Origin of the sequence: Micromonospora zingiberis (assembly GCF_004331455.1) — a bacterium.
Lineage (GTDB): Bacteria > Actinomycetota > Actinomycetes > Mycobacteriales > Micromonosporaceae > Micromonospora > Micromonospora zingiberis.
This window is the reverse complement of the sequence record NZ_SJJR01000015.1, coordinates 49,707-75,561: the sequence shown is the minus strand read 5'-3', so window position 1 is coordinate 75,561 and position 25,855 is coordinate 49,707. Positions and strand designations below refer to the sequence as shown.

Sequence of the window (25,855 nt, the reverse complement as noted above, 5' to 3'; positions counted from 1 at the left end):
GGCGGGTCGCCGGTCGTCTCGCCTGCTGCCGGTCAGGCTCCTGCGGCCGACTTGAGGTCGGCGGCCCGGTCGGTGTTCTCCCAGGTCAGCTCCGGCAGCTCACGGCCGAAGTGACCGTAGGCGGCGGTCTGCGCGTAGATCGGACGCAGCAGGTGCAGATCCCGGATGATGGCGGCCGGACGCAGATCGAAGATCTCGTTCACCGCCTTCTCGATCGAGGCCACCGGCACGGTCTCGGTGCCGAAGGTCTCGATGAACAGGCTCACCGGGTGGGCCTTGCCGATGGCGTAGGCGACCTGCGCCTCGCAGCGCTCGGCCAGGCCGGCGGCCACCACGTTCTTGGCCACCCAGCGCATCGCGTACGCGGCCGACCGGTCGACCTTCGACGGGTCCTTGCCGGAGAAGGCGCCACCGCCGTGGCGGGCGTAGCCACCGTAGGTGTCCACGATGATCTTCCGCCCGGTCAGGCCGGCGTCGCCCATCGGGCCACCGATCTCGAAGCGGCCGGTCGGGTTGACCAGCAGCCGGTAGCCCTCGGTGTCCAGGCCGAGGCTCTCCAGTTCCGGGGCGATGACGTGATCGCGCACGTCCGGCGTGAGCAGCGAGTCCAGCGAGATGTCGGCGGCGTGCTGGCTGGAGACGACGACGGTGTTGAGCCGTACCGGCCGCAGGCCCTCGTACTCGATGGTGACCTGGGTCTTGCCGTCGGGCCGCAGGTACGGGACAGTGCCGTCCTTGCGGACCGCGGCGAGGCGGCGGGCCAGCCGGTGTGCCAGGGCGATGGGCAGCGGCATCAGCTCGGGCGTCTCGGAGCAGGCGAAGCCGAACATCATGCCCTGGTCGCCCGCGCCCTGCGCGTCGAGTGCGCTCTCCGACGCACCCGTACGCAACTCGAAGGCGTTGTCCACACCCTGGGCGATGTCCGGCGACTGCGAGCCGATCGAGACGCTGACGCCGCAGGACGCCCCGTCGAAACCCTTCTTCGACGAGTCGTAGCCGATGCCGAGGATGGTCTCCCGCACGATCGTCGGGATGTCGGCGTACGCCTTGGTGGTCACCTCGCCCGCCACATGCACCTGACCAGTTGTGATCAGGGTTTCCACCGCCACGCGGCTGTGCGGGTCCTGGCTGAGCAGGGCGTCGAGGATGCCGTCACTGATCTGGTCGGCGATCTTGTCCGGGTGGCCTTCCGTGACCGATTCGGACGTGAAGAGGCGGCGTGTCACGGCACTCCTAGGTTTTTTTGGATGTCATTCGGCGGCAGTGTAGTCACCGACCGCTGTGGGCGCGTCGATGGTCGGTCAGGGGTCCACTCGTAAGGAGGAGGCACCGGCCAGCCGCACGACGACCAGGTCCCACACCTCGTCGGCGAGATCCTCCTTGGACTGTTCGGGCAACCGGTTGACCGAGCCGTCCACGTCGACGACCGTGGCCGCGTTGGTGTCGGCGCCGAAGACCTTGTCCGGCCCGACCTCGTTGATGACGATGAGGTCGGCCCGCTTGCGGACGAGCTTGGCCCGCCCGTTGGCCTCGGCGTCGCCGGTCTCGGCGGCGAACACCACCAGCACCTGGTCGGGCCGCCGACGCTGGCCCAACTCGGCAGCGATGTCCGGGTTGGTCACCAGTTCGATGATGGGCGCCGCGCCGTCGTCCGACTTCTTGATTTTGCCAGTCGCGTAGGTCGCCGGCCGGAAATCGGCCGGAGCCGCCGCCATCACCACCACGTCGGCGTCGACCGCGGCCTTGAGCGTCGCCTCGCGCAGCTCGCTGGTGGTACCCACCCGGATCACGTCCGCACCGGCCGGATCGGGCAACGCCACGTTGGCCGAGACCAACGTGACCCGGGCACCACGGGCCACCGCGGCGCGGGCGAAGGCGTAGCCCTGCTTGCCGGAGGAGCGGTTACCCAGGAAGCGCACCGGGTCCAGCGGCTCCCGGGTGCCCCCGGCGGTGACCACCACGTGTCGGCCGGTCAGGTCCGCCGGGGCGTCGATCCCCCGGACCAGGGTCCGCCGGGCGATCGCGAAGATCTCCGCCGGGTCGGGTAGCCGGCCCTTGCCGGTGTCGACGCCGGTGAGCCGCCCCACGGCGGGCTCGATGACCCGTACGCCCCGACGCCGCAGCGTCGCCACGTTGTCGACGGTGGCCGGGTGCTCCCACATCTCGGTGTGCATGGCCGGCGCCAGCACCACCGGGCAGCGGGCGGTGAGCAGGGTGTTGGTGAGTAGGTCGTCGGCGATGCCCTGGGCGGCCTTGGCCAGCAGGTCGGCGGTGGTGGGTGCGACCACCACCAGGTCGGCCTGCTGGCCAAGGCGCACGTGCGGCACCTCGTGCACGTCGGACCAGACGTCCTCGGCGACCGGCTGCCCGGAGAGCGCGGCCCAGGTCGGCGCGCCGACGAAACGGAGCGCTGCGGCGGTCGGTACGACCCGGACCTGGTGGCCCGACTCGGTGAACAGACGCAGCAGTTCACACGCCTTGTACGCGGCGATCCCGCCGCCTACCCCGAGGATGATCCGGGCGCTCATCGAGGCGCGGTGATTACGGCTGGTCAGTCGGCTCGGCGGTGAGCAGGCCCGCGTTGATCTCGCGCATCGCGATGGAGAGCGGCTTCTCCTGGGGGGTGGTCTCGACCAGCGGGCCGACGTACTCGAGCAGACCCTCGCCGAGCTGGCTGTAGTAGGCGTTGACCTGACGCGCACGCTTGGCCGCGAAGATGACCAGCGCGTACTTCGACGTCGTCTTCTCCAGGAGCTCGTCGATCGGCGGGTTGGTGATGCCTTCTGGGTTGGCGATGGATCCCACGGATAAACCTCTGCGTCTTTCGCACGGACCGCGCGAGCGCGGTGCCGGCGCTCAACCGCGCGAACGCGGCCGGGCCGGAGCCAGGAAGGAAGAACCGATGAATCCTACCAGCTCGTCCACGACCCGCTCGGTTCGGTCATAGGACACGCTGCGGTCGAAGGCCGCCACGACGGCCGGGGCCGGAACTCGACCGGGCGGGTGGAGCAGCACGAGTCGGGCCTGCGGCCACGCGGCCCGCACCAGCAGCGCCCCGTCCAGGTCCAGGGGCAGCAGCACCGGCGTTCCGGCGGCGATCCGGCTGCGTAGCGGGCCGATCTCGGTACCGCGCCGGTGTGCCCCGAGCCGGCTCCACTCCAGCAGCTCGCCGACGGCCAGGCGGCGGTCGAACTCCTCCGGGGCGAGGAAACTGCGGTGGACCCCGTCCAGCTCACCCACCCGGCGGGGCCGGGTGGTCACCGGTACGGGAGTCCACACAGACGGAGAACGCGCCCGGACCAACTCGACGACACTCTCCCTGCCGGCGCCGGAGGGGCCAGCCAGGACAGTGAGCCGAGCCGCCGGGCGCGTCTCGTCATCCAAGCTCACTGCTTGTTTCTACACGCAGCCATACTCAGTTGGCAGCGAACTCCCCAAGCAGGGCCTTGCGCTGCTGCTCGCCGAGGCCACGCAGGCGACGGCTGTCGGCGATCTTGAGCTTCTCCATGATCTGGGTAGCCCGGATCTTGCCGATGCCCGGCATCGCCTGCAGCACGGCCGACACCTTGAGCTTGCCGACGACATCATCGGACTCGGCCCGCTCAAGAACGGCTCCGAGAGTGGTCTTACCCTGCTTGAGCTGCTCCTTCAGCTCGGCACGGGCTTTGCGGATTTCCGCAGCCTTCTCCAGCGCAGCTGCGCGCTGCTCGGGGGTCAGTGACGGGAGCGGCACCAGTTCTCCTCAGGTCCCTATCGCGACGGGCGGGACGCACCGCCGCATCTGTGAAACGTGGTGTCGCTGTGAACCAAGGGGTTCCCAGCGCGGGGAAAACTAGCGGTCAACGGAGCTTTCGGCAACGTGGGCACGCAATGATCACCACAAAGTGACCGAGCCGTCAGTCAGTCATGACATCGCCAGCGCGGCCCGGCAGTCGGCCACCGCGCGGTCCGCCGCGGCCCGCAGCGCCTCCGCGTCTGGGCCCGCTCCCAGCACCTCCCGGGAGTACGAGGGCAGCACGGCGGACAGGTTGGTGCCGAACACCACGCGCAGATCCGCTGCCGTGGCGCCCTGCGCGCCGAGGCCCGGAGCGAGCAGCGGACCGTTGATCGCCGACAGGTCACAGCCGGTCTCGCCGACCGTCGCCCCGATCACCGCACCGATGCTCCCGAGCGGCTCCGCACCCGCGTTGAGCTGCGCAATCTCGTCAATCACCGCCTGCGCGACGGTACGCCCGTCGGCGGTTGTGGCCCGCTGCACCGTGGCGCCCTCGGGGTTGGAGGTGAGCGCCAGGACGAACACCCCGCCACCGTGTTCGGCAGCCAACTCGAACATCGGGGTGAGCGAGCCGACGCCCAGGAACGGGCTCGCGGTCACCGCGTCGACATACATGGGGCTGGATGGCTCCAGATACGCCGAGGCGTAGGCGTGGACCGTCGAGCCGATGTCGCCGCGCTTGACGTCGAGCAGAACGAGCGAGCCGCGATCTCGCAACTGTCGGATAGTTGACTCAAGAACCGCCACACCGTGGGACCCGAATCGCTCGAAGAACGCCGACTGAGGCTTGACCACCGCAACTCGGTCACCGAGGGCGTCCACGACGGTACGGGCGAACCGATCCAGCCCGTCGACGTCATCGGTGAGGCCCCATCGGGCCAGCAGTGCCGGATGCGGATCGATGCCGACGCAGAGCGGCCCCCGCTCGCGGACCGCCCGATGCAGCCGGGCGCCAAAGCTCTCCATACCCGCAGTGCCTTCCTCTCGTGCTCAACTTGCCCCGCTCGGCTACTCAACCTTGGTGCGTGCGGAGGGCCGACTACTCAGGCCGCCTTCACCGCCGCGCCGATACCCGCCACGATCAGCGCCAGATCGGCGTCGTCCGTGACGTACGGCGGCATCGTGTAGATCAGATCCCGGAACGGCCGCAGCCACACCCCCTGCGCCACGGCGGCGGCCGTGGCCGCGGCCAGGTCGACCTCGTGGTCGAGCTGCACCACACCGATGCCACCGAGGACCCGGACATCCGTCACACCCGGTGCGCCGCGCAGCGGCTCCAGACCGGCACGCAGGCCGCGCTGCAACCTCGCCACCTGCCCGGCCCAGTCCCCCGCCCGCAACAGGCCCAGGGAAGCGTTGGCGACCGCGCAGGCAAGCGGGTTACCCATGAAGGTCGGCCCGTGCGCCAGCACCCCACCGGCACGGATGCCGGCCGCGACCTCGGGCGTGCACAGCGCGGCGGCCAGGGTCAGGTAGCCGCCGGTGAGCGCCTTGCCCACGCACATCACGTCCGGGGCGACGCCGGCGTGCTCGGCGGCGAACATCGTCCCGGTCCGGCCGAACCCGGTGGCGATCTCGTCGAAGACCAACAACACGCCGTGCGCACGGGTCACCTCGCGCAGCACCCGCAGGTAGTGCGGATGATGGAAGCGCATGCCGCCGGCACCCTGCACCACCGGCTCGACGATGACCGCGGCCAACTCGTCGGCGTGCCGCTCCACCGCCTCGACCAGCGCCGCCTCGTACGCCGGATCGGGCGCGGTGTCGAAGCCGCCCGGCGGTGCCGGGGCGAAGACCTGCCGGGGCAGCACGTCACCCCAGAGGTGGTGCATGCCGCCCTCGGGATCGCAGACGCTCATCGGGTGGAACGTGTCGCCGTGGTAGCCACCCCGCCAGGTGCCCAGCCGGCGGCGCTCTGGCCGGCCGGTGGCCCGCTGGTACTGCAGGCACATCTTGACCGCGACCTCGACGCTGACCGAGCCGGAGTCGGCCAGGAACACGTGCTCCAGCCCTTCGGGGGCCAGCTCGACCAGGGTGCGGGCCAACTCCACGGCGGGGGCGTGGGTCAGCCCGCCGAACATCACGTGGCTCATCCGGCCCAGCTGGTCGGTCACCGCCGCGTCCAGCACCGGATGCCGGTAACCGTGGATCGCCGCCCACCAGGACGACATCCCGTCGACCAGCTCACGCCCGTCGGCCAGCCGCAGCCGCACCCCCTGCGCCCCATCCACCACTAACGGCGGTACCGCCGGCGGCAACACCGCGTACGGATGCCACACATGCGCCGCATCAACCGCGAGAATCTCCTCCGGCGTCATCCCCACCCCTCCCACCCCTCCCACCCCTCCCCCACATCCCCCACATCCCCCACCTCTCCGCGATCTTGCGCTTTCGGTCGCCGTTGTGGCCCGTATGCCGCATTCGTCCCGACAGGAAGTGCATGATCGCGGGCGGCGGGGGTGGTCATCGGGGGGTGGGGGGTGTGGGGGATGGGGTCGGGGCGGTTGATGCGGCGCGGGCGACGGCGCGGGGTAGGGCCGGGCCCCGGTAGATGAAGCCGGTGTAGAGCTGGACCAGGCTGGCGCCGGCGTCGAACATCCGGGTGGCGTCGTCGGGTTGGACGATGCCGCCCACGCCGATGATCGGCAGCCGGCCGCCGGTCTCGCGATGGACGAAGGCGACCACCTGGCGGGCCCGGTCGGTCAGCGGGCGGCCGGACAGGCCGCCGGTCTCGCCGGCCCGTGGCTGGTCGGTCGGGGCAAGCCCGTCGCGGCTCAGGGTGGTGTTCGTGGCGATCACCCCGGCCGCGCCCCGGGCCAGGCACACCTCCAGCAGTTCGGCGATCGCCGGTTCGGTCAGGTCCGGGGCGATCTTCACCAGCACCGGCTTCTCCCCCACCAGGGCGGCGAGCAGGGCGTCCAGGTGGTCACGGTCCTGCAAGGCCCGCAGCCCCGGGGTGTTCGGCGAGGAGACGTTGACCGCGAAGTAGTCGCCCTGCCCGCGCAACGCGCGGTACGACGCCTGGTAGTCGGCCACCGCGTCGTCCAGCGGCGTCACCTTGGACTTGCCGAGCGAGATCCCCAGCGGTACGCCGAGCGGGCGCGGCAGCGCCGCCAGCCGGGCCGCCAGCGCCTCGGCGCCGGCGTTGTTGAAGCCCATCCGGTTGATCACTGCCTCGCTGTCGGGCAGCCGGAACAACCGCGGCCGGGGGTTGCCCGGCTGCGGGTGTGCCGTCACCGTGCCGACCTCGACGAAGCCGAAGCCCAACGCCGGCCATGCCGGCAGCGCCATCCCGTCCTTGTCCATCCCGGCCGCCAACCCCACCGGGTTCGGGAACCGCACCCCGAACACCGTGCGCGGCGCCGCCACGGCGTACCGGGCCCGCAGCGCCGCCAACGCGACCGGCATCCGCGACATCGCCGCCAACCGCCGCAAGGTGAACTCGTGCGCCGCCTCCGCATCCCCCTTACCAACCCGAAACAGCCCCCGCCGCACCGTCCCCTCAAACATCACGCCCCCACACCGTCGGGTTGATCAAGAGGTTTGCGTCCGATTCGGGGCTGCCGGATGACCAAAACTTCTTGATCAACCTGGTCGGGGCGGTCACTGGGGGGTCCGGAGGGTGGCGTGGAGGGCCTGGAGGGGGCGGACCTGCATGTCGCCGCGGATGCGGGCTTCGATGCCCATCACCGCCGCGGCGGCGCCGGGGACGGTGGTGATGCAGGGGATGTCCGCCGTCACCGCAGCGCTGCGGATCTCGTAGCCGTCCGAGCGGGCACTGGCGCCGGAGCCCTGCGGGGTGTTGATCACCAGGGCGACCCGACCGCCGAGAATCAGCGACACCGCGTCGTCGTCGGATCCGGCCTCGTAGTGCTTCGGGGCAAGCTCGCAGGCGATGCCGTGCCGGCGCAGCACCTCGGCGGTGCCGGCGGTCGCGACGATCTCGAAGCCCAGATCGGCCAGGCGCTTCACCGGGAAGATCATGCCGCGCTTGTCCCGGTTCGCCACCGAGACGAAGATCTTGCCCTGGGTCGGCAGAGACCCGTACGCGGCCGACTGGGACTTGGCGAAGGCGTGCCCGAAGGAGGTGTCGATGCCCATCACCTCGCCGGTCGACTTCATCTCCGGGCCGAGCAGCGAGTCCACCCCCTTGCCCGCAGGCGTCCGGAACCGCTTGAACGGCAGGACCGCCTCCTTGACCGCGATCGGGGCGTCCGGCGGCAGCGTGCCGCCGTCCCCGGTCGCCGGCAACATGCCCTCGGCGCGCAGCTCGGCGATGGTCGCGCCGAGCGCGATCCGGGCCGCCGCCTTGGCCAGCGGCACCGCCGTGGCCTTGGAGACGAACGGCACGGTACGCGAGGCACGCGGGTTGGCCTCCAGGACGTACAACGCGTCGTCCTTGAGCGCGTACTGCACGTTGAGCAGGCCGCGTACGCCGATGCCCCGGGCGATCGCCTCGGTGTACCGGCGGACCTGGGCCACGTGCGAGCCGGCCAGGGTGATCGGCGGCAGGGCGCACGACGAGTCGCCGGAGTGGATGCCCGCCTCCTCGATGTGCTCCATCACGCCGCCGAGGTAGACCTCACCGTCGGCGTCGCAGAGCGCGTCCACGTCGATCTCGATGGCGTCGTCGAGGAACCGGTCCACCAGCACCGGGTGATCCGGCGAGATCTCGGTGGCCCGCCCGATGTAGTCACGCAAAGTGACATCGTCGTAGATGATCTCCATGCCCCGCCCGCCCAGCACGTACGACGGGCGGACCAGCACCGGATAGCCGATCTCGTCGGCGATCTCCTTCGCCTCCTCGTACGAGGTGGCGGTGCCGTGCGCCGGGGCGCGCAGGCCCGCCCGGGCCAGCAGCGACCCGAAGGCGCCCCGCTCCTCGGCCAGGTGGATCGACTCCGGCGAGGTGCCGACCACCGGCACCCCGGCGTCCTTGAGCCGCTGGGCCAACCCGAGCGGGGTCTGCCCACCGAGCTGCACGATCACGCCCACCACGCCCGGCCCGCCGGCCGCCCGGCCGGAGGAGTCCTCGGCGTGCCAGACCTCGATCACGTCCTCGAAGGTCAACGGCTCGAAGTAGAGCCGGTCGGCGGTGTCGTAGTCGGTGGAGACGGTTTCCGGATTGCAGTTGACCATGACGGTCTCGAAGCCGGAGCCGCCGGCCGCCGAGCCGCCGGACGGCGCGCTCCGCAACGCCATCACGGCGTGCACGCAGGAGTAGTCGAACTCGATGCCCTGCCCGATCCGGTTCGGCCCCGAGCCCAGGATCAGCACCTTGGGTCGCGCCGAGCCGACCACCTCGGTCTCCGCGTCGTACGACGAGTAGTGGTACGGGGTGGTCGCCTCGAACTCGGCGGCGCAGGTGTCGACGGTCTTGTAGACCGGCCGGATACCGAGCCGGTGCCGCAGCGTCCGGACGCCGTCCTCGGCGGCCAGTTCGGGACGCAGCGCGGCCAACTGGCGGTCGGACAGACCGGCCCGCTTGGCCCGGTGCAGCAGCTCCGCGTCGAGCACCGGCGCGGCCACGATCTCCGCACGCAACTCGACCAACCCGGCGATCTGGTCCAGGAACCACGGGTCGATCCCGCCGGACGCGGCGGTGACCTCGGCGATCGAGGCGCCCAGGCGCAGCGCCCGCTCCACCGTGTAGAGCCGCCCGTCGTGCGGCACCCGCAGCGCGGCGAGGGTGTTCTCCCTGGTCGCACCCGACGGATCCGGCACCGTCCAGAAACCTGATGCTTTGGTCTCCATCGAGCGCATCGCCTTGTTCAGCGCCTCGGTGAAGTTGCGGCCGAGGCTCATCGCCTCGCCGACGGACTTCATCGTGGTGGTCAGCTCCGGGTCCGCGCCGGGGAACTTCTCGAACGCGAACCGGGGGATCTTCACCACCACGTAGTCCAGCGTCGGCTCGAACGCGGCCGGCGTCTTGAGGGTGATGTCGTTGGGGATCTCGTCGAGGGTGTAGCCGATGGCCAGCTTCGCGGCGATCTTCGCGATCGGGAAACCGGTCGCCTTCGACGCGAGCGCCGACGAACGCGACACCCGGGGGTTCATCTCGATGACGACGATCCGGCCGTCGGCCGGGTTGACCGCGAACTGGATGTTGCAGCCGCCGGTGTCCACCCCGACCTCACGCAGCACCGCGATGCCCAGGTCACGCAGGCGCTGGTACTCCCGGTCGGTGAGCGTCATGGCCGGCGCCACGGTCACGCTGTCGCCGGTGTGCACGCCCATCGGGTCGACGTTCTCGATCGAGCAGACCACCACCACGTTGTCGTGCCGGTCCCGCATCAGTTCGAGCTCGTACTCCTTCCAGCCGAGCACGCTCTCCTCGATCAGCACCTCGTGCACCGGGCTGGCGGCCAGCCCGGCACCGGCGATGCGCTCCAGGTCGGCGTCGGTGTGCGCCATGCCGGAGCCGAGGCCACCCATGGTGAACGACGGCCGGATCACCACCGGCAGGCCCAACTCGGCCACGGTCTCGCGGACCTCGTCCATCGAGTGGCACACCCGCGACCGCGGCACCAGGCCCGCCGGGTCCTCGACGCCGATCCGGACGCCCGCCTTGGCGACGATGTCCTTGAACAGCTGCCGGTCCTCGCCACGGCGGATCGCGTCGATGTCGGCGCCGATCAGCTCGACGCCGTACTTCTCCAGCACCCCGGCCTCGTGCAGCGCGACGGCGGTGTTCAGCGCGGTCTGCCCGCCGAGGGTGGGCAGCACCGCGTCCGGCCGCTCCTTGGCGATGACCAACTCGACGAACTCCGGGGTGATCGGCTCGACGTACGTGGCGTCGGCGAACTCCGGATCCGTCATGATCGTGGCCGGGTTGGAGTTGACCAGGCTGACCCGGATCCCCTCGCTGCGCAGCACCCGGCACGCCTGGGTGCCGGAGTAGTCGAACTCGCAGGCCTGCCCGATGACGATCGGCCCGGAGCCGATCACCAGGATGTGCTTGAGATCGCTCCGCTTAGGCATTCGTGCGCCCCTCGCTGTGGGTCCGACCCTCGATCAACTCGGCGAAACGGTCGAAGAGGTAGTCCGCGTCGTGCGGACCGGCCGCCGCCTCCGGGTGGTACTGGACGGTGAACGCGGGCACGTCCCTGGCCCGCAGCCCCTCGACCACGTTGTCGTTGAGGCAGAGATGACTCACCTGCACGCCACCGAACTCGGTGTCGATGACCTGGTCGGGCACGACCGCACCCGGCTGCACACCGGGCAACTGCACGGCGAAACCGTGGTTGTGGCTGGTCACCTCGACCTTGCCGGTGACCCGGTCGAGCACCGGCTGGTTGATGCCCCGGTGGCCGTAGCCGAGCTTGTAGGTGCCGAAGCCGAGTGCCCGGCCGAGGATCTGGCTGCCGAAACAGATGCCGAACAGCGGCACCTGCCGACGCAGCACGTCGCGGGCCAGCTTGACCGGCCCGTCGGCGGTGGCCGGGTCGCCCGGGCCGGGTGAGAAGAAGACCGCGTCCGCGCCGGTCGCCAGTAGGTCCTCGATGGTCGAGTGCGCCGGCAGCACATGGGTGGTCACGCCCCGGGCGGCCAGCCGACGCGGCACGTTGCGCTTGATGCCCAGATCCAGCGCGGCCACCGTGAACCGGTGCTCGCCCTCGGCGGCCACCACGTACGGCGCCGTGGTGGTCACCTCGGCGGACAGGTCCGCGCCGAGCATCTGCGGCGACTGGCGGACCCGGGCCAGCAGGGCGCGGGGATCGTCGTCGATGCTGGAGATGCCGACCCGCATCGCCCCGCGCTCGCGCAGGTGCCGGGTCAGCGCCCGGGTGTCCACCCCGCTGATGCCGACCACACCCTCGGTGGCGAGCCGGTCCTCCAGCCCACCGGTGGCCCGCCAGTTCGAGCTGACCCGGGCCGGGTCACGCACCACGTAGCCGGCCACCCAGATCCGCCGGGACTCGTCGTCCTCGGCGTTGACGCCGGTGTTGCCGATGTGCGGGGCGGTCTGCACCACGACCTGCCGGTGGTACGACGGGTCGGTCAGCGTCTCCTGGTAGCCGGTCATCCCGGTGTTGAAGACCGCCTCGCCGAAGGTCTCCCCGACGCTGCCGTACGCCTCGCCGTGAAACGTGCGCCCGTCCTCCAGGACGAGGATCGCTCCTGCGCGCCTTGCCATTATTTGACAGCCTTTCCGTCCAGGACCGTCGCCTCGCCACGCAGGAAGGTCGCCACGATGCGACCCGGCAGCGTCATCCGGGCGTACGGGGTGTTACGGCTGCGACTGGCCAGTTCCGCCGGGTCGACCAGCCGACGGACGCCCGGGTCGACCAGGGTCAGGTTGGCCGGGGCGCCGGGGGCGGGATCGTGGCCGTGCTCGGTCAGCCCGGCGATCCGGGCCGGGGTGCGCGACATCCGCTCGGCGATCAGATCCCACTCGGGGCCGAGCACGTCGAGCGCGATCGACAGCGCCGTCTCCAGCCCGAGCATCCCGGGCCGGGCGTACGCCCACTCGCACTCCTTGTCCTCCACCGCGTGCGGGGCGTGGTCGGTGGCGACGATGTCGATCACCCCGTCGACCAGGGCGGCCCGCAGCGCGGCGATGTCGGCGGCGGTCCGCAGCGGCGGGTTGACCTTGAACACCGGGTCGTACGCTCCGGCCGGGCTCCAGCCCTCCGCGATCTCGGGGCTGGCCAGCTCGCTCCCCCCACCCACCAGCATGTCGGTGAGCAGCAGGTGGTGCGGGGTCACCTCGGCGGTGACCCGTACCCCCCGGGCCTTGGCCTGGCGCAGCACCTCGACGCTGCCGGCCGTGGAGACGTGGCAGACGTGCAGCCGGCTGCCGACGTGCTCGGCCAGCAGCACGTCCCGGGCGATGATCGCTTCCTCGGCCACCGCCGGCCAACCGGTCAGGCCCAGCCGGGTGGAGACCTCGCCCTCGTGCATCTGCGCACCCTCGGTGAGCCGGGGCTCCTCGGCATGCTGGGCGATGATCCCGTCGAACGCCTTGACGTACTCCAGGGCGCGACGCATCAGCCGGGGGTCGGCGACGCAGTGCCCGTCGTCGGAGAAGATCCGCACCCGGGCGGCGGAGTCGGCCATCGCGCCCAGTTCGGCGAGGCGCTCGCCGGCCAGGCCGACGGTGACCGCGCCGATCGGCTGCACGTCGACCAGCCCGGCCTCCCGACCGAGCCGCCAGACCTGCTCGACCACCCCGGCGGTGTCCGCCACCGGCGAGGTGTTCGCCATCGCGCAGACCGCGGTGTAGCCGCCCAGCGCCGCCGCCCGGGACCCGGTCTCGACGGTCTCGGCGTCCTCCCGGCCGGGCTCGCGCAGGTGGGTGTGCAGATCGACCAGGCCGGGCAGGGCGACCAGACCGTCGGCGTCGACCACCGCGGCGTCCGGCGCGGACAACCCCGCGCCGACCTCGGCGACCACGCCGTCGCGCAGCAGCAGGTCGGTCGGCGCCGCGCCGAGCACGCTCACGTTCTTGATCAGGTACGAGTTCACCGGTTGTTCCCCCCGAGCAGCAGGTAGAGGACGGCCATCCGCACGGAGACCCCGTTGGCGACCTGTTCGACGATGGTGGAGCGGGGCGAGTCGGCGACCTCCGGAGTGATCTCCATGCCCCGGTTCATCGGGCCGGGGTGCATGACGATCGCGTGCTCCGGCAATCGGCGCATCCGGGCACCGTCCAGGCCGTAGCGGCGGGCGTACTCGCGGGCGGACGGGAAGTAGGAGTCGCCCATCCGCTCCCGCTGCACCCGCAGCATCATCACCACGTCCGCCGACGGCAGCACCGCGTCCAGGTCGTAGCAGACGTCGGTGCCGGGTGCCAGGGCGGCGGCGATGTCGACCGGGATGAGGGTGGGCGGCCCGACCAGGGTGACCTTGGCGCCGAGCGTGGACAGCAGCAGCACGTTGGAGCGGGCCACCCGGGAGTGCAGCACGTCACCGACGACCGCGACCGACAGGCCGGCCAGCCGGCCCAGCCGGGACCGCATCGTGTACGCGTCCAGCAGCGCCTGGGTGGGGTGCTCGTGGGTACCGTCGCCGGCGTTGACCACCGAGCCGTCGACCCAGTCGGCGAGCCGGTGCGGGGCACCCGAGGCCGGGTGCCGGACGACGACCGCGTCCGCGCCCATCGCCTGGAGGGTCAGCGCGGTGTCCTTCAGGCTCTCGCCCTTGGCGACGCTGGAGCCCTTGGCGGAAAAGTTGATCACGTCGGCGCTGAGCCGCTTCGCCGCCGCCTCGAAGGAGATCCGGGTCCGGGTGGAGTCCTCGTAGAAGAGGTTGACCACCGTCCGTCCGCGCAGCGCGGGCAGCTTCTTGACCTCGCGGCCGGAAACGGCGGCCATCTCGGCCGCGGTGTCCAGGATCTGGAGGGCGGTGTCGGCGTCGAGATCGGCGCCGGAGAGCAGGTGCCTGATCACGAGTGGGCTCCCTCCGCGTAGAGCCGGACCTCGTCGACGTCGTCGGTCTCGGCCAGCGTCACCTTCACGCTCTCGGCGAGCGCGGTCGGGATGTTCTTGCCGACGTAGTCGGCGCGGATCGGTAGCTGTCGGTGTCCCCGGTCGACCAGCACGGCGAGTTGCACGGACGCCGGGCGCCCGAGGTCGCCCAGCGCGTCCAGGGCGGCGCGGACCGTACGGCCGGAGAAGAGCACGTCGTCGACGAGGATCACCCGCATGCCGTCTATCCCGCCGGGCGGCAACTGGGTCGGGCCGACCGCCCGGGTGGCGTTGCGCCGCAGATCATCGCGGTAGAGGGTGATGTCGAGCACACCGACGGGCACGGAGATGCCCTCGAAGGCGTTGATCCGGGCGGCGAGCCGCCGGGCCAGGGGTGCGCCCCGGGTCGGCACGCCGAGCAGCACGGTGTCGGCGGCACCCTGGGTCTTCTCCAGGATCTGGTGGGCGATCCGGTCGACGACGCGTTGCACGTCGGCGCTGGTCAGAATCACCTTCACCGAGGGTTGTCGCGGTGGCGACGAGCGGGCAGCCGGTGGGTAGGCCACGGCGGACCTCCTTCCCCGCCTCACGGGACGGGTCGTTAAAGGACGTCGGATCCTCCAGGTCAGCCACGTACGGCCGGCAGGAGGGCTGCGGCCACGTTACCAGTGGTCGTCGCCGTGACCATGGTCGGGCGCGAGTGGCTCAGCCCACGCGGGGCGTCACGGCGAGAGTATCGGTTCAGCGGGCAGAACGGGACAAGTCGCCCGGGGTGCCCAACTGGAAGGTCATCACCACTTGACCACGTGTACGAATCCCCGTACCGTCACGCTCCGTAGCGATCGCTGGGAGAACCCCGAGCAGCACTGGGAGTGTCCGAATGCCCTCTGAATACGCCAAGTCTCTGGGCGCCCGTCTGCGCTCCATTCGCCAGCAGCAGGGCCTGTCCCTGCAGGGCGTGGAGGAGAAGTCGAACGGGCGGTGGAAGGCGGTGGTGGTCGGCTCGTACGAGCGCGGCGACCGGGCCGTCACGGTGTCCCGCCTGGCCGAGTTGGCCGAGTTCTACCGCGTACCGGTCTCGGAGTTGCTGCCCGACGGCAGCGGGGTGCGGCACGAGCCCACCAGCAAGATCGTCCTGGACCTGGAGCGGCTCTACGACGAGGCCAGCGAGGAGCTCGCCTACGTCGCCCGGTACGCCCGCGCCATCCAGCAGCAGCGCGGTGACTACAACGGCCGCGTGCTGTCGATCCGCGCCGACGACCTGCGGGCTCTCGCGATCGTCTACGACGCCTCGCCGTCCGGCCTGATCGAGCGGCTCACCGAGCACGGCGTGCTGGTCGCCGACCCGCGGGCATTCTTCGCCTCCTGACCCCGGCACGAACAAAGGCCCGCGCCGGACGGCGCGGGCCTTTCGTCGTTCCGGTCGCCTCGTCGGTGACCGCGCCGCGCCTACCGGCTGGCGCCCCGACCGGTCGCTACCGGTGGACGCCGGGTCGTGGCCCGCGCGTGGCCAGGTCAGCGGGTGGCGTACTCGGCGATCCGGCCGAGCAGGCCGTTGAGGAAGCGGGGCGAGTCGTCGGTCGACATCTGCCGAGCCAGTTCGACGGCCTCACTGATCGCCACCGCGTCGTCGATCTCGTCGACGTAGAGCAACTCGTACACCGCGATCCGGGCCAGGTTGCGGTCGACCACCGGCATCCGGTCCAGCGTCCAGCCCTCGGCGTAGCTGGCGATCAGCTCGTCGATCCGGTCGAGGTGACCGGCCACGCCCTCGACCAGGCCGACCGCGTACCCCAGATGGTCGGGGCGCGGCTTCTCGATCCGCTCGACGTAGCCGGCCAACACCTCGACCGGCGGACGATCACGCAGGTCGGCCTCGAAGAGCACGTCCAGCGCCCGCTTGCGCGCCTTGCGACGCGCCGGCATCTGCTGCTTCGGACCCTCGGCCATCAGGCGCGGCCGAGGTAACGGCCGTCGCGGGTGTCGACCTTGATCTTCTCGCCGGTGGTGATGAAGAGCGGCACCTGCACGGTCGCGCCGGTCTCCACGGTCGCCGGCTTGTTGCCACCGGTGGACCGGTCACCCTGCAGGCCCGGCTCGGTGTAGGTGACCTCCAGCACGACCGAGGTCGGCAGCTCGATGTAGAGCGGCACCCCCTCGTGCGTGGCCACGATCGCCTCGGCCTCGGGCAGCAGGTAGTTCGCCGCCTCGCCGACCGTCCCACCGGGCACGGTGATCTGGTCGAACGTCTCCATGTCCATGAAGACGTAGTCCTCGCCGTCGGCGTACAGGTACTGCATGGTGCGCTTGTCCACGGTCGCGGTCTCGACCTTGGTGCCCGCGTTGAAGGTCTTGTCGACGACCTTGCCGGAGAGCACGTTCTTCAGCGTGGTACGCACGAACGCACCACCCTTACCGGGCTTGACGTGCTGGAACTCGACGACGGCCCAGAGCTCCCCGTCGAGGTTGAGTACCAGGCCGTTCTTCAGGTCGTTGGTGGTGGCCATTTCCTGCCTTGATCATCAGCTGGCGGACAGACCCACCGAGTCTACTAGGCCCGAGCTGCCACCCGACCCGCCGCCCGCCGCCGCCCCGCCCACCCCACCACCCCCGGTCCCCGGTCCCCGGTCCCCGGTCCACCAGCCGACGGCTAACGGCCAGCGGCCAGCGGCCAGCGGACGCATCTGAACCGTCACGGCCCGCACCGCCACCCCTCCCCCGACCACCACCTGCGGCCCCTTTGCTCTGCTTCAACCCACGCAACAGTCACTGTCCGCATCGGCCGGCCCCGAGCCGTCGGACGGACCACCCGCGTCGTCCCTGTTCAGTAGCTATTGCGTGGGTTGAAGCAGAGCAAAGCCTGCGGGTGGGTATGGACGACCTCGCCGGCACGGTCACCGACGGTGCTCGTAACGCGGTGTCGCCACTGTGGCGCCGAGCGCCGGGCCGGGCGCCGGTCCGGGCGCCGGGCGCCAGACACGGACGCTGGGCGCCAGCGCCTGGGCACGGGCGCCACGAAGGGACGCCACGAACGGACGCTGGGCACGGATGCTGAGGGCTGGTGCGGCCACAGCGCACCGCGTCCGGGAAGGGTGTGCCGCCCGGGCAGCAGCCGGGCCGGTGGCGTCAGTTGTCGTGGTCGCGGCGGGTGGCGAGGTGGTGCAGGGCGAGGCGGTAGCCGTCCACGCCGAGTCCGCAGATCACCCCGGTCGCCACCGCCGACACCACCGAGTGGTGCCGGAACTCCTCCCGGGCGTGGATGTTGGAGATGTGCACCTCCACCAGCGGACCGCGCAGCATCGCGCAGGCGTCCCGCACCGCGATCGAGTAGTGCGACCAGGCCGCCGGGTTCAGCACCACGGCAGCCCTCTCGTCCGCCGCCGCGTGCAGCCAGCCGAGCAGCTCGTGCTCGGCGTCGGTCTGCCGCACGGTGACGCTCAGCCCGAGCTCCCGCCCGGTCGACTCACACAGCTCGACCAGATCCGCGTAGCTGGTCACCCCGTACACGTCGACCTGCCGGCTGCCCAGCCGGCCCAGATTCGGCCCGTTGAGCACGTACACCCTCATGAGGTGACCGCCGCGTAGGCCGCGTGCAGCAGGTCGTCGTCGGGGCCGGCCAGGATCGCCGGCCGGGCCAGCCCGTCGAGCACCACGAACCGCAGCTGGCTGCCCCGGGCCTTCTTGTCGACCCGCATCGTGGCCAGCAACTGTGGCCAGGCGTCGGCCGGGTAGTGGGTGGGCAGGTCGAGCGCGGTGAGCACGTCGCGGTGCCGGCGGGCGGTGACCGCGTCCAACCGGCCGGCGAGCCGGGCCAGCTCGGCGGCGTACACCAGACCGACCGACACGGCGTGACCGTGCCGCCAGCGGTACCCCTCGACCTTCTCGATCGCATGCGCCAGGGTGTGCCCGTAGTTGAGCACCTCCCGTACGCCCGACTCGCGCAGGTCCCCGGCGACCACGTCGGCCTTGACCCGGATCGCCCGCTCGATCAACTCCCGGGCCACCGGCCCGGTCGGGTCGATGGCCGCCGCCGCGTCCCGCTCGACCAGGTCGAGGATGACCGGGTCGGCGATGAAGCCACACTTGACCACCTCGGCCAGGCCGGCGGCCAGGTCGACCGGCGGCAGGGTGTCCAGCGTGCTGAGATCCGCCAACACCCCGACCGGCGGGTGGAAGGCACCGACCAGGTTCTTGCCGGCCGCGGTGTTGATACCGGTCTTGCCACCCACCGCCGCGTCGACCATGCCGAGCAGCGAGGTGGCCACCGGCACCCAGCGCACCCCACGCAACCAGCAGGCGGCCACGAACCCGGCCAGGTCGGTGACCGCACCGCCGCCCAGCCCGACCACCGCGTCGGTCCGGGTGAAACCGGCCGCACCGAGCCGGTCCCAGCAGGCCGCCGCCACGTCGACGTGCTTGCCGGCCTCGGCGTCGGGCACCTCGATCGACAGCGGTGTCACGCCGGCCGCGCCGAGCCGGTCGCCGATGGCGTCGGCCAGTTCCTTCAGCGGCGGGGCGTGCAGCACCGCCACCCGGGTGGCGTCGGGCAGCAGGCCGGGCAGCGTGTCGAGCAGGCCACGACCGACCAGCACGTCGTACGGCCGCTCGCCGCCGACCGGAATCCGGGTCACCTCGTTCATCGCCGGGAGCCTAGCCCACCCGTGGCGGCCTCGACCGGCTCCGCCCGCGCGGCGCCCGATGGTTGGAACAAAGGTTTACCGCGCCGTGAACCGGGCAGGGGCAGCCACCGCCAGCGGCGGCCCTTCCTTACCGCTTCAGCAGGGGGATGATCTCGGCGGCGATCTCCTCCGGAGTGCGGCCGTCGGTCATCACCGTCGCGGTCGCCACCTCGGCGTAGAGCGGTCGGCGCTGATCCATCAGGTGCTTGAGGGTGGCCCGTGGGTTGATCGTCAGCAGCGGACGCCCGATGCCGAGGCCGACCCGCTTCACCGCGTCGGTCAGCTCGACCGACAGGTGCACCACCCGGTGCCCGACCAGCGCGGCGCGGTTCTCCTCGGCCAGCACCGCACCGCCGCCGAGGGCCAGCACCCCGTCGCAGGAGGCCAGCGCCGCGGCCACCGCCGCCCGTTCGAGGGTACGGAAGTGCGCCTCCCCCTCGTCGACGAAGATCTCCGGGATCGGCTTGCCGGCCTGGCGCTCGATGTCCGCGTCGGTGTCCCGGAACTCCACGCCCAGCTCGGCCGCGAGGACCTGCCCGACGGTGGTCTTGCCCGAGCCGGGCGCCCCGACCAGGACGCAGACCGGACGGGTGGCAGCGCTCATCGGATCACCAGCGCGTCGAGGTAGCCGGCGAGGTTGCGGCGCATCTCGGCGACCGAGTCGCCGCCGAACTTCTCCACCGCCGCCTCGGCCAGCACCAGCGCCACCATCGCCTCGGCGACGACGGCGGCGGCGGGCACCGCGCAGACATCGGAACGCTGGTTGATCGCGGTGGCCGGCTCGCCGGTGGTGATGTCGACGGTGGCCAGTGCCCGGTTCAGCGAGGAGATCGGCTTCATCGCGGCCTTCACCCGCAGCGGCTCACCGGTGGTGATGCCGCCCTCCAGGCCACCGGCCCGGTCGGTGACCCGGCGTACGCCGGTGGCGGTGGGAATGATCTCGTCGTGCGCCTCGGAGCCGCGCGAACGGGCCTGCTGCCAGCCGTCGCCGATCTCCACACCCTTGATCGCCTGGATCGACATCAACGCGGTGGCCAGCCGGGCGTCGAGCTTACGGTCCCACTGCACGTGGCTGCCCAGACCGGGTGGCACCCCGTAGGCCAGCACCTCGACCACCCCGCCGAGGGTGTCGGCGGCCTTCTTCGCGGCGTCGACCTCGGCGACCATCCGGGCGCTGGCCTCCGGGTCGAGGCAGCGCAGCGGGTCGGCGTCGATGCGCGCGGCGTCCTCCGGGCGGGGCCGCAGCCCCGGCTTGACGGCGACCGGACCCAGCTCGACCACGTGCGAGACGATCTCGACGTCGAGGGCCTGCCGCAGCAGCGCCTTGGCCACCGTGCCGACGGCGACCCGGGCGGCGGTCTCCCGCGCGCTGGCCCGCTCCAGGATCGGCCGGGCGTCGGTGTGGCCGTACTTCTGCATGCCGGCCAGGTCGGCGTGGCCGGGCCGGGGGCGGGTGAGCGGAGCGTTGCGGGCCTGCCGGGCCAACTCGTCGGCGTCGACCGGGTCGGCGGCCATCACGGTCTGCCACTTGGGCCACTCGGAGTTGCCGACCCGCAGGGCGACCGGGCTACCGAGCGTCACCCCGTGCCGCAGGCCGCCGATGACCTCGATCTCGTCCTGCTCGAAGGACATCCGCGCACCCCGGCCGTAGCCGAGCCGGCGGCGGGCCAACTCCCCGGCGATCTCGGTGGTGGTCACCTCGATCCCGGCCGGCACCCCCTCCAGCAACGCGACGAGAGCGGGTCCGTGCGATTCCCCTGCGGTCAACCAGCGCAACACAGCGGCCAGTCTGTCACGCCCGGTACCCGCCAACACGCACCGCCCGCCGCGTCCCGCCCACCGGACGCGGCCGAGGGCACCGGCCCCGTTGGAGGCCGCGCCACCTACGGCTTCTTGATCGCAATGATCGACTTGGTGAGACCCGCGAGACGCTCGTTGCGGATGGTCGCGTCCGGGAAGAGGTACCGCAGTTCCGCACGCCCGATCAGCTCGGTGGTCAGGACCTGCCGCATGGCCGCCTCGTAGGACTTACCCGGGGTGTACGCGAGCGGCCACTTGCGGGCCATCACCACCCGCATCGACACCGGCAGGAACTGCATACCGGGCGCCACCCAGTGCGGCTCCACCGGGAAGTACCGGTAGGGGGTCTGGACCCAGTAGGCGGGCGCCAGTTCGCGGATCGCCTCGGCCATCCGCCGCCGACGTTCGTGTCCGCCGACGTGCTCCAGCACGCTGTTGCTGAACACCAGGTCGTACCGTCGGCTCAGGATCTCCTTCGGCAGTTCGCAGGCGTCGGCGTGGTCCGCCTCGGCCCAGTCGGGCAGCTGCGACGGCAGCGGTTCGAGGTTCACCACGTGTACGCGGGCCGGGCGGACCGGAACCTTGGTCCAGCTCTCGACCCGCCCGCCGAGGTCGAGAACGCTCATCTCGGCGAGGTCGGGGAACGTCTCCGAGAGCCAGGCGGCCCGCCGGGCCCGCCGCTTGGCGCCGTACGAGGTGGGTGAGTCGACGAGGCGGAACCTGAGCGAGTGCAGTGCCATCGACGTCTGATCTTTCTGTAGGGGTGGATGGACGAGCTGTGCAGCGGAACCGGCCGTCAGATGCCGCGGCCGCGCTTGTGCAGGGTGCGCAGTACGGCGTCGGCGCGGACCACCCGGCCAGCCACCGCCAGGGCCAGATAGGCCCGGGGTTCGCGCGGGTTGCGCCGGATGGTGCGCCGGGCCCAGCGCATCGCTCCCCGAGGGTCGCCCGAGGCGGCCCGGGCGAAGGCGATCTGTCCGGAGACCCGGGCCTCCCCCGCCGGCTGGGTGGCGAACTCGGGATAGCGCTCCAGCAGCCACTGCAACGCCTCGGAGATGGTGTCCCACCGTTGGGCGAAGTACGACCGCTTGTGCCAACGCACCAGCACGTACGGGGTGCGCAGGTTGACCAGCGGGGCGCTGCGGGCAGCGCGCAGCAGGAACTCGTAGTCCTCGGCGTAGCTGCCCGGGATCTCCTCGTCGACCAGCCCGAACCCGTCGCGCAGCGCCGCCGCCCGGATCAGGAAGGTCGACGGGTGCAGCTCGGTCATCCGGTCCCGCAGCAGGTCGGACAGGCTGATCGAGTCGCGCTCCAGCACCCGCTCGACGGTGTGCCCGTCGTAGCTGACCCGGATGCCGCAGCTGACGAACTCGGCACCGGGCACGGCGGTCAGGGCGTCGACCTGGGCGCGGAGCTTGCCCGGCAGCCACTCGTCGTCGTCGTCGCAGAAGGCGACCAGTTCGCCGGTGGCCGCCAGGGTGCCGGTGTTGCGGGCGCCGGCCAGCCCCGGGGTACGGCTGTTGGTCACCACCCGCACCGGGCGCTGCGGGCCGGCCAGCTCGGTCAGCGCCGGGTCCGGCTCGGACTGGTCGTACACCACGACCGTCTCGACCTGACCCGGATAGTCCTGGGCGACGATGGCCCGCACCGCCGCGCGCAGCAGTTCGGGACGGTCCCGGGTGGGCACGACGGCGGTGACGCTGGGGTACGCGGTCATGGGGTGCGCCTTCCGTTCGGGCCGGGCCCGCGCCACGGCCGCCACCAGGGCCGCTGACGCCGCTGCGCGGCCTCGGCCACCAACTCCTCGACGATCACGCCCACCCGGCGCACCGCGGCGCGTTGGCCCTCGACCGCCTCGTCGTCCACGTTCGCGGTGAACCGGGCGGGGTCGGACAGGCCGGCGGTGAGGGCGTCCAGCAGTTCCTGCCGGGTCTCGCAGAGGGCGACCAGACCGGCCGCACCGAGCCGGCGGGCGAACAACTGCTGGTGGTCGTCGACGTGCTCGCCACGGGCCGGATCGCGGGGCACCACGATCGGCAGGTGCCCGTGCCGGCGGGCCTCCAGGATGGTGGCCGGGCCACCGTGACAGACCACCAGGTCGGCCCCGGCCATCGCGGTCTGCAACTCGGTGTGCCCGAGAAACGGCACCGCGTCGGGCAGGCCGTCGACCCGGGTGTGCCCGTGCTGCACGGTCAGCGCCACCGCACCGGCGACGTCGGTGTGCCATTCGCGCAGCCAGCCGACCAGCCGGTCGAAGGGATGCTTGTCGGTGCCGACCGAGACCAGCAGGTGGGTCCGGCCGTCGGGACGCCGGTCACGCGGCGCCGGTATGCGTACCGTCGCGGCCGGGCCGGCGGTGGCCGGGCGTACCGACCCGCCGCGCTGCCCCTCGGCGGGGGTGGCCTCGCCGGTCACAGCAGCGTCCCCACGACGGTGGCCTCCGGGTACTGGCGACGCTGCTCCTCCCACTGCACGAGCATCGCCGACAGGAACGGGCGGCACAGCCGGGCGGTCAGGGTCGGGGTGTCGATCCGGTCGTAGACCTCGATGTAGACCGTCGGGATCCGGCGCAACCGGGCCAGTACGACGAACGGCACCGCCACGCCGGCCCCGGTGGTGACCACGGCGGCGACCCGCCGCCGACGCAGCACCCGGGCCGCCAGCAGCGTGTTGCGCAGCAGGTTGCGTAGGTTCCGGGTGGTCGGATGGTACGCCGGGATCAGGTCCTCGCCGGCCAACAGGGACACCGCCTCCGGGGTGTCGAAGGTGACCCAGCACCGCTGCCAGGTCTCGTACCACGGTTTCAGCGCGAGCAACTGGGCCAGGTGCCCGCCGCTGGATCCGACCAGCAGCAACAGTGGCTGCTCCCCGCCGCTGTCAATGGTGTTCTCCACGCGACTCCCCACAAGTCCGCTGTGTCTGCACGACGATCACGCCCCAGCGACATCATCCACTGTGGTGGTCGGGTCGGCCCGACCACATCAGCCACCCTGTCGTTTCTCGACGACGTCCAGCAATGCGGGATGCAACGCCGGATTCCAGCCGGCACCAGCGGCGGCCAGGCGCCAGGTACGCAGCCACATCTCCACCAGGTACGCGTCGGCCACCAGGCCGCGGCGAGCCGGATCGAGACCCAGCCGGTCGCCGTACCGGTCCAGCCACTGTCGTACCTGCTCGGCCGCGCTCGCGGCCGGTTCGCCCCGCAGCACCAGCGACCGCTGGAACGCGTCGTGGGCCAGGTCGAACCCGACCGGCACATCCGGCCCGCTGTGCTCCCAGTCCCAGGCGATCAGGCCACCGGCGTGCCGACCGAGGTTCCACGGCACCCAGTCGCCGTGCCAGTGTCCGAACTCGACGGTGACGTCGCCGTGCCGACGCGCCAGTTCGGTGACCGCCGCCACCGCCCGCGCCCCGGCGGGATCCGTGGCCGCGGCCTGCTGCGCCTGCGCCGTCAACCGGGTCAGGAACGGCGAGCCGGCCAGCGGTCGCGGTGTCGCCGGGGGCCGGCCGCGTCGGGCCACCGCGAGCAGGGCCGCGAGCTCTGGCGGCGCGTCCACCGGCATCCCGCGTACCCCGGTGGGCAGCGGTTCGACCAGCGCCACGGCCTGCCCGGCCCAGCTGGTCTCGGCGAGCAGCCGGGGGGTGCCCGGATGCCCGGCCGCACCGGCCACCGCGGACAGCTCCCGCAGGGCTGCGGCCTCGGCGGTGACCAGCGCGCGGGTCGCGTCGTTCCAACCGATCTTGGCGTAGCCACGCGGCGCACCGGCGCGGTCGAACAGTTGCAACGTCGGCTTGTGGTTCGGATCCGGCGGGCGCACCCCGCAGGCCGCGTACGCGGTCCCGCCGCCGAGGTCGGCCGCGAGCCGCTCGGCGAGCAGCACCTCGGCGGGGTCGAGCGCGGCCGGCAGGGCGACACTCAACACCGGAAACGGGGCGCGGGCGACCATGCCGGCCCGCGCCGCCACGCCGAGTGCGGCCCGCACGGCCCGCACCTTCACCGGCCGCAGCGCGTTGTACGCCAGCAACGCCCCCGCCGTGGCCCGCGACGATCCGAGCGGCAGCAGGAACCGGGCCCGGTCCACCGACGGGACGATCGCGTAGCGGGCCACCACGGTGTGCCCGGCCGGGACGGCGGCATCCACGACCAGCGCGATCCGCTGATCGCCGAAGACCGCCCGGGTGACCCATCCCAGCCCGTCGTCGCGGGTACGGGGGTCCACCGCCCCGGTCACCTGGTCACCACGCCGGTCCGCCCGGCACCGCTGGCCCGCTCGCGCATCCGCCTCACGCCACCCGGTCCGGCCAGTCCAGGCTCAGCCCCAGCCGCTGCCGCAACGCCTCGTTGTGCGGGCGGTAGTACTCGGTCAACTCGGCGCGCAGCGCCGGTTCCAGCGGCGCCGACCGCCGGTCGTTGTAGACCTTGAAGTCGGGCAGGTCGAAGGCGGGCAGACCGAGGAAGTCCAGGGTGCGCCGGTAGGTGGCCCGCGCGTCGCGGTAGAGGTCCTCGCTGGGCAGGAAGAGCAACTGGGCCCGGTCGAACCGCGCCAGCCACGGTTCGAGGTGCTCCAGATAGCGGCCCCGGGCCCGGTAGGTGTACCAGTCGTAGGGCTCGCTGAAGTACTCCGGCTCGGCGATCAGCCGCTCCCGCTCCCCCGCCGTACGCTCCGCCTCGGCGGCCAGCGCGGCGGCGAAGTCCAGCGGCTCCACCCCGTTGGTGCTCCGCTCCTTCCAGTGCGAGTACGCCCGCTCCACCGGATCACGCAACAGCACGATGAGTTTCACCTGGGGCATCAGCGCGGCGACCCGCTGCGCGGCCAGCGGATGGAACATGTACAGCGGGGCGGCCTCACCCACCCGGACCGGGCCGCCGTGCCGGCTCTCCAGGGCCTCCCGCTGCCGCAGGGTCGGGAAGTGCGAGCGGTACCACGCCTCGCCCCGACCCCAGTGCTCCTCGAAGTAGTGCGAAGACTTCGTGTTCCAGGCCGGAAAGAGCCGGGGCACCAGCGGGTGCTGGATGAGGTAGTTCCACAGCGAGGTCGTACCGCCCCGCTTGGTGCCGATGATGAGGAAATCCGGCAGCGGCCGGCGGTCGCTGGTGCGTACCCCGTAGTCGACGAGGCTCTCCCGCACCCGGTTGGTCACCTGGAGCGGCACCAACTGCTTCACCCGGTCCCGGATGGACGGCACGCCAC

At 71.8% G+C, this 25,855-nt stretch carries 26 protein-coding genes; 1 reads left to right on the top strand and 25 read right to left on the bottom strand.

The features are described 5' to 3' along the window. Window positions 1-32: 32 nt before the first annotated feature. The 13 genes from metK to pyrR all read right to left on the bottom strand — a co-directional run bounded on the left by metK (window position 33) and on the right by pyrR (window position 14,750). Window positions 33-1,226 (bottom strand): methionine adenosyltransferase, encoded by a 1,194-nt coding sequence (metK, locus tag E0H26_RS20550; RefSeq protein WP_131306150.1) that lies wholly within the window; start codon window positions 1,224-1,226, stop codon window positions 33-35. 75 nt (window positions 1,227-1,301) lie between these two features. Continuing rightward, a complete protein-coding gene (coaBC, locus tag E0H26_RS20545) occupies window positions 1,302-2,528 on the bottom strand; it encodes a bifunctional phosphopantothenoylcysteine decarboxylase/phosphopantothenate--cysteine ligase CoaBC (protein ID WP_131306147.1) in 1,227 nt (408 codons plus the stop codon). Window positions 2,529-2,541: 13 nt separating this feature from the next. Beyond that, window positions 2,542-2,805 carry a DNA-directed RNA polymerase subunit omega gene (gene rpoZ, locus E0H26_RS20540; protein WP_007075826.1) on the bottom strand — a complete coding sequence of 88 codons (264 nt, stop codon included), beginning with the start codon at window positions 2,803-2,805 and terminating at the stop codon, window positions 2,542-2,544. Window positions 2,806-2,856: 51 nt separating this feature from the next. After that, a complete protein-coding gene (locus E0H26_RS20535; protein ID WP_131306144.1) occupies window positions 2,857-3,390 on the bottom strand; it encodes a nucleoside/nucleotide kinase family protein in 534 nt (177 codons plus the stop codon). A gap of 25 nt (window positions 3,391-3,415) precedes the next feature. Continuing rightward, the gene (gene mihF / locus E0H26_RS20530; RefSeq protein ID WP_007458370.1) at window positions 3,416-3,733 is read right to left on the bottom strand and encodes an integration host factor, actinobacterial type; all 318 of its coding nucleotides are present in this window, start codon (window positions 3,731-3,733) and stop codon (window positions 3,416-3,418) included. A gap of 171 nt (window positions 3,734-3,904) precedes the next feature. Next, on the bottom strand, window positions 3,905-4,741 hold the full coding sequence (gene pyrF / locus E0H26_RS20525) for an orotidine-5'-phosphate decarboxylase (protein WP_131306141.1): 837 nt from the start codon (window positions 4,739-4,741) through the stop codon (window positions 3,905-3,907). A 77-nt stretch (window positions 4,742-4,818) separates the two neighbouring features. Next, window positions 4,819-6,093: an adenosylmethionine--8-amino-7-oxononanoate transaminase gene (locus E0H26_RS20520; protein ID WP_131306138.1), complete on the bottom strand. Its 1,275-nt coding sequence runs from the start codon at window positions 6,091-6,093 to the stop codon at window positions 4,819-4,821. 145 nt (window positions 6,094-6,238) lie between these two features. Continuing rightward, window positions 6,239-7,288 carry a quinone-dependent dihydroorotate dehydrogenase gene (locus E0H26_RS20515; RefSeq protein ID WP_131306135.1) on the bottom strand — a complete coding sequence of 350 codons (1,050 nt, stop codon included), beginning with the start codon at window positions 7,286-7,288 and terminating at the stop codon, window positions 6,239-6,241. 90 nt (window positions 7,289-7,378) lie between these two features. Beyond that, the gene (carB, locus tag E0H26_RS20510) at window positions 7,379-10,756 is read right to left on the bottom strand and encodes a carbamoyl-phosphate synthase large subunit (protein ID WP_131306132.1); all 3,378 of its coding nucleotides are present in this window, start codon (window positions 10,754-10,756) and stop codon (window positions 7,379-7,381) included. Next, on the bottom strand, window positions 10,749-11,912 hold the full coding sequence (gene carA, locus E0H26_RS20505) for a glutamine-hydrolyzing carbamoyl-phosphate synthase small subunit (protein WP_131306129.1): 1,164 nt from the start codon (window positions 11,910-11,912) through the stop codon (window positions 10,749-10,751). Before carA ends, carB begins: the two co-directional genes overlap by 8 nt. Continuing rightward, a complete protein-coding gene (locus tag E0H26_RS20500) occupies window positions 11,912-13,243 on the bottom strand; it encodes a dihydroorotase (RefSeq protein ID WP_131306126.1) in 1,332 nt (443 codons plus the stop codon). Before E0H26_RS20500 ends, carA begins: the two co-directional genes overlap by 1 nt. After that, window positions 13,240-14,166, bottom strand: a complete 927-nt coding sequence (locus E0H26_RS20495) for an aspartate carbamoyltransferase catalytic subunit (protein ID WP_131306123.1) — start codon at window positions 14,164-14,166, stop codon at window positions 13,240-13,242. The genes E0H26_RS20500 and E0H26_RS20495 overlap by 4 nt, the downstream gene beginning before the upstream one ends. Next, window positions 14,163-14,750, bottom strand: a complete 588-nt coding sequence (pyrR, locus tag E0H26_RS20490; RefSeq protein WP_131306121.1) for a bifunctional pyr operon transcriptional regulator/uracil phosphoribosyltransferase PyrR — start codon at window positions 14,748-14,750, stop codon at window positions 14,163-14,165. The genes E0H26_RS20495 and pyrR overlap by 4 nt, the downstream gene beginning before the upstream one ends. A gap of 314 nt (window positions 14,751-15,064) precedes the next feature. Here pyrR and bldD point away from each other — a divergent pair, with 314 nt between their 5' ends. Then, window positions 15,065-15,553, top strand: a complete 489-nt coding sequence (gene bldD, locus E0H26_RS20485) for a transcriptional regulator BldD (protein ID WP_117229180.1) — start codon at window positions 15,065-15,067, stop codon at window positions 15,551-15,553. Between the two features lie 146 nt (window positions 15,554-15,699). Here the strand turns inward: bldD and nusB are convergent, their stop codons facing one another. The 12 genes from nusB to E0H26_RS20425 form a co-directional block, all read right to left on the bottom strand. Further along, window positions 15,700-16,110 (bottom strand): transcription antitermination factor NusB, encoded by a 411-nt coding sequence (gene nusB, locus E0H26_RS20480; RefSeq protein WP_206025272.1) that lies wholly within the window; start codon window positions 16,108-16,110, stop codon window positions 15,700-15,702. A gap of 23 nt (window positions 16,111-16,133) precedes the next feature. After that, window positions 16,134-16,691, bottom strand: coding sequence for an elongation factor P (gene efp / locus E0H26_RS20475; protein WP_131306115.1), 558 nt, complete (start codon window positions 16,689-16,691; stop codon window positions 16,134-16,136). Between the two features lie 619 nt (window positions 16,692-17,310). After that, window positions 17,311-17,751, bottom strand: a complete 441-nt coding sequence (aroQ, locus tag E0H26_RS20470) for a type II 3-dehydroquinate dehydratase (RefSeq protein ID WP_131306112.1) — start codon at window positions 17,749-17,751, stop codon at window positions 17,311-17,313. After that, complete coding sequence (aroB, locus tag E0H26_RS20465) at window positions 17,748-18,824, bottom strand: 3-dehydroquinate synthase (protein ID WP_131306109.1); 1,077 nt, start codon at window positions 18,822-18,824, stop codon at window positions 17,748-17,750. The genes aroQ and aroB overlap by 4 nt, the downstream gene beginning before the upstream one ends. A 127-nt stretch (window positions 18,825-18,951) precedes the next feature. Next, window positions 18,952-19,467 (bottom strand): shikimate kinase, encoded by a 516-nt coding sequence (locus E0H26_RS20460; RefSeq protein ID WP_131306106.1) that lies wholly within the window; start codon window positions 19,465-19,467, stop codon window positions 18,952-18,954. Continuing rightward, window positions 19,464-20,642 (bottom strand): chorismate synthase, encoded by a 1,179-nt coding sequence (aroC, locus tag E0H26_RS20455; RefSeq protein ID WP_131306104.1) that lies wholly within the window; start codon window positions 20,640-20,642, stop codon window positions 19,464-19,466. The genes E0H26_RS20460 and aroC overlap by 4 nt, the downstream gene beginning before the upstream one ends. A gap of 104 nt (window positions 20,643-20,746) precedes the next feature. After that, window positions 20,747-21,403, bottom strand: coding sequence for a class I SAM-dependent methyltransferase (locus E0H26_RS20450; RefSeq protein ID WP_131306101.1), 657 nt, complete (start codon window positions 21,401-21,403; stop codon window positions 20,747-20,749). A gap of 56 nt (window positions 21,404-21,459) precedes the next feature. Further along, window positions 21,460-22,380: a glycosyltransferase family 2 protein gene (locus tag E0H26_RS20445; protein ID WP_131306098.1), complete on the bottom strand. Its 921-nt coding sequence runs from the start codon at window positions 22,378-22,380 to the stop codon at window positions 21,460-21,462. Continuing rightward, window positions 22,377-22,994 (bottom strand): glycosyltransferase, encoded by a 618-nt coding sequence (locus tag E0H26_RS20440; protein ID WP_131306320.1) that lies wholly within the window; start codon window positions 22,992-22,994, stop codon window positions 22,377-22,379. Before E0H26_RS20440 ends, E0H26_RS20445 begins: the two co-directional genes overlap by 4 nt. Window positions 22,995-23,074: 80 nt before the next feature. After that, window positions 23,075-23,557, bottom strand: a complete 483-nt coding sequence (locus E0H26_RS20435) for a glycosyltransferase family protein (protein WP_131306095.1) — start codon at window positions 23,555-23,557, stop codon at window positions 23,075-23,077. Between the two features lie 87 nt (window positions 23,558-23,644). Continuing rightward, window positions 23,645-24,895, bottom strand: a complete 1,251-nt coding sequence (locus tag E0H26_RS20430; RefSeq protein ID WP_131306093.1) for a serine/threonine-protein kinase — start codon at window positions 24,893-24,895, stop codon at window positions 23,645-23,647. Between the two features lie 52 nt (window positions 24,896-24,947). Continuing rightward, window positions 24,948-25,850 (bottom strand): sulfotransferase domain-containing protein, encoded by a 903-nt coding sequence (locus tag E0H26_RS20425; protein WP_131306089.1) that lies wholly within the window; start codon window positions 25,848-25,850, stop codon window positions 24,948-24,950. Window positions 25,851-25,855 lie beyond the last annotated feature (5 nt).

Excerpts from the sequence above, each read along its gene's own strand:
- aroB (WP_131306109.1), bottom strand. The coding sequence starts at position 18,824 with ATGAACGAGGTGACCCGGATTCCGGTCGGCGGCGAGCGGCCGTACGAC.
- aroQ (WP_131306112.1), bottom strand. The coding sequence starts at position 17,751 with ATGAGGGTGTACGTGCTCAACGGGCCGAATCTGGGCCGGCTGGGCAGC.
- E0H26_RS20445 (WP_131306098.1), bottom strand. The coding sequence starts at position 22,380 with ATGACCGCGTACCCCAGCGTCACCGCCGTCGTGCCCACCCGGGACCGT.
- nusB (WP_206025272.1), bottom strand. The coding sequence starts at position 16,110 with ATGCCGGCGCGTCGCAAGGCGCGCAAGCGGGCGCTGGACGTGCTCTTC.
- bldD (WP_117229180.1), top strand. The coding sequence starts at position 15,065 with ATGCCCTCTGAATACGCCAAGTCTCTGGGCGCCCGTCTGCGCTCCATT.
- carB (WP_131306132.1), bottom strand. The coding sequence starts at position 10,756 with ATGCCTAAGCGGAGCGATCTCAAGCACATCCTGGTGATCGGCTCCGGG.
- E0H26_RS20450 (WP_131306101.1), bottom strand. The coding sequence starts at position 21,403 with ATGGCACTGCACTCGCTCAGGTTCCGCCTCGTCGACTCACCCACCTCG.
- E0H26_RS20460 (WP_131306106.1), bottom strand. The coding sequence starts at position 19,467 with ATGAGCGCTGCCACCCGTCCGGTCTGCGTCCTGGTCGGGGCGCCCGGC.
- coaBC (WP_131306147.1), bottom strand. The coding sequence starts at position 2,528 with ATGAGCGCCCGGATCATCCTCGGGGTAGGCGGCGGGATCGCCGCGTAC.
- E0H26_RS20520 (WP_131306138.1), bottom strand. The coding sequence starts at position 6,093 with ATGACGCCGGAGGAGATTCTCGCGGTTGATGCGGCGCATGTGTGGCAT.
- efp (WP_131306115.1), bottom strand. The coding sequence starts at position 16,691 with ATGGCCACCACCAACGACCTGAAGAACGGCCTGGTACTCAACCTCGAC.
- carA (WP_131306129.1), bottom strand. The coding sequence starts at position 11,912 with ATGGCAAGGCGCGCAGGAGCGATCCTCGTCCTGGAGGACGGGCGCACG.
- pyrF (WP_131306141.1), bottom strand. The coding sequence starts at position 4,741 with ATGGAGAGCTTTGGCGCCCGGCTGCATCGGGCGGTCCGCGAGCGGGGG.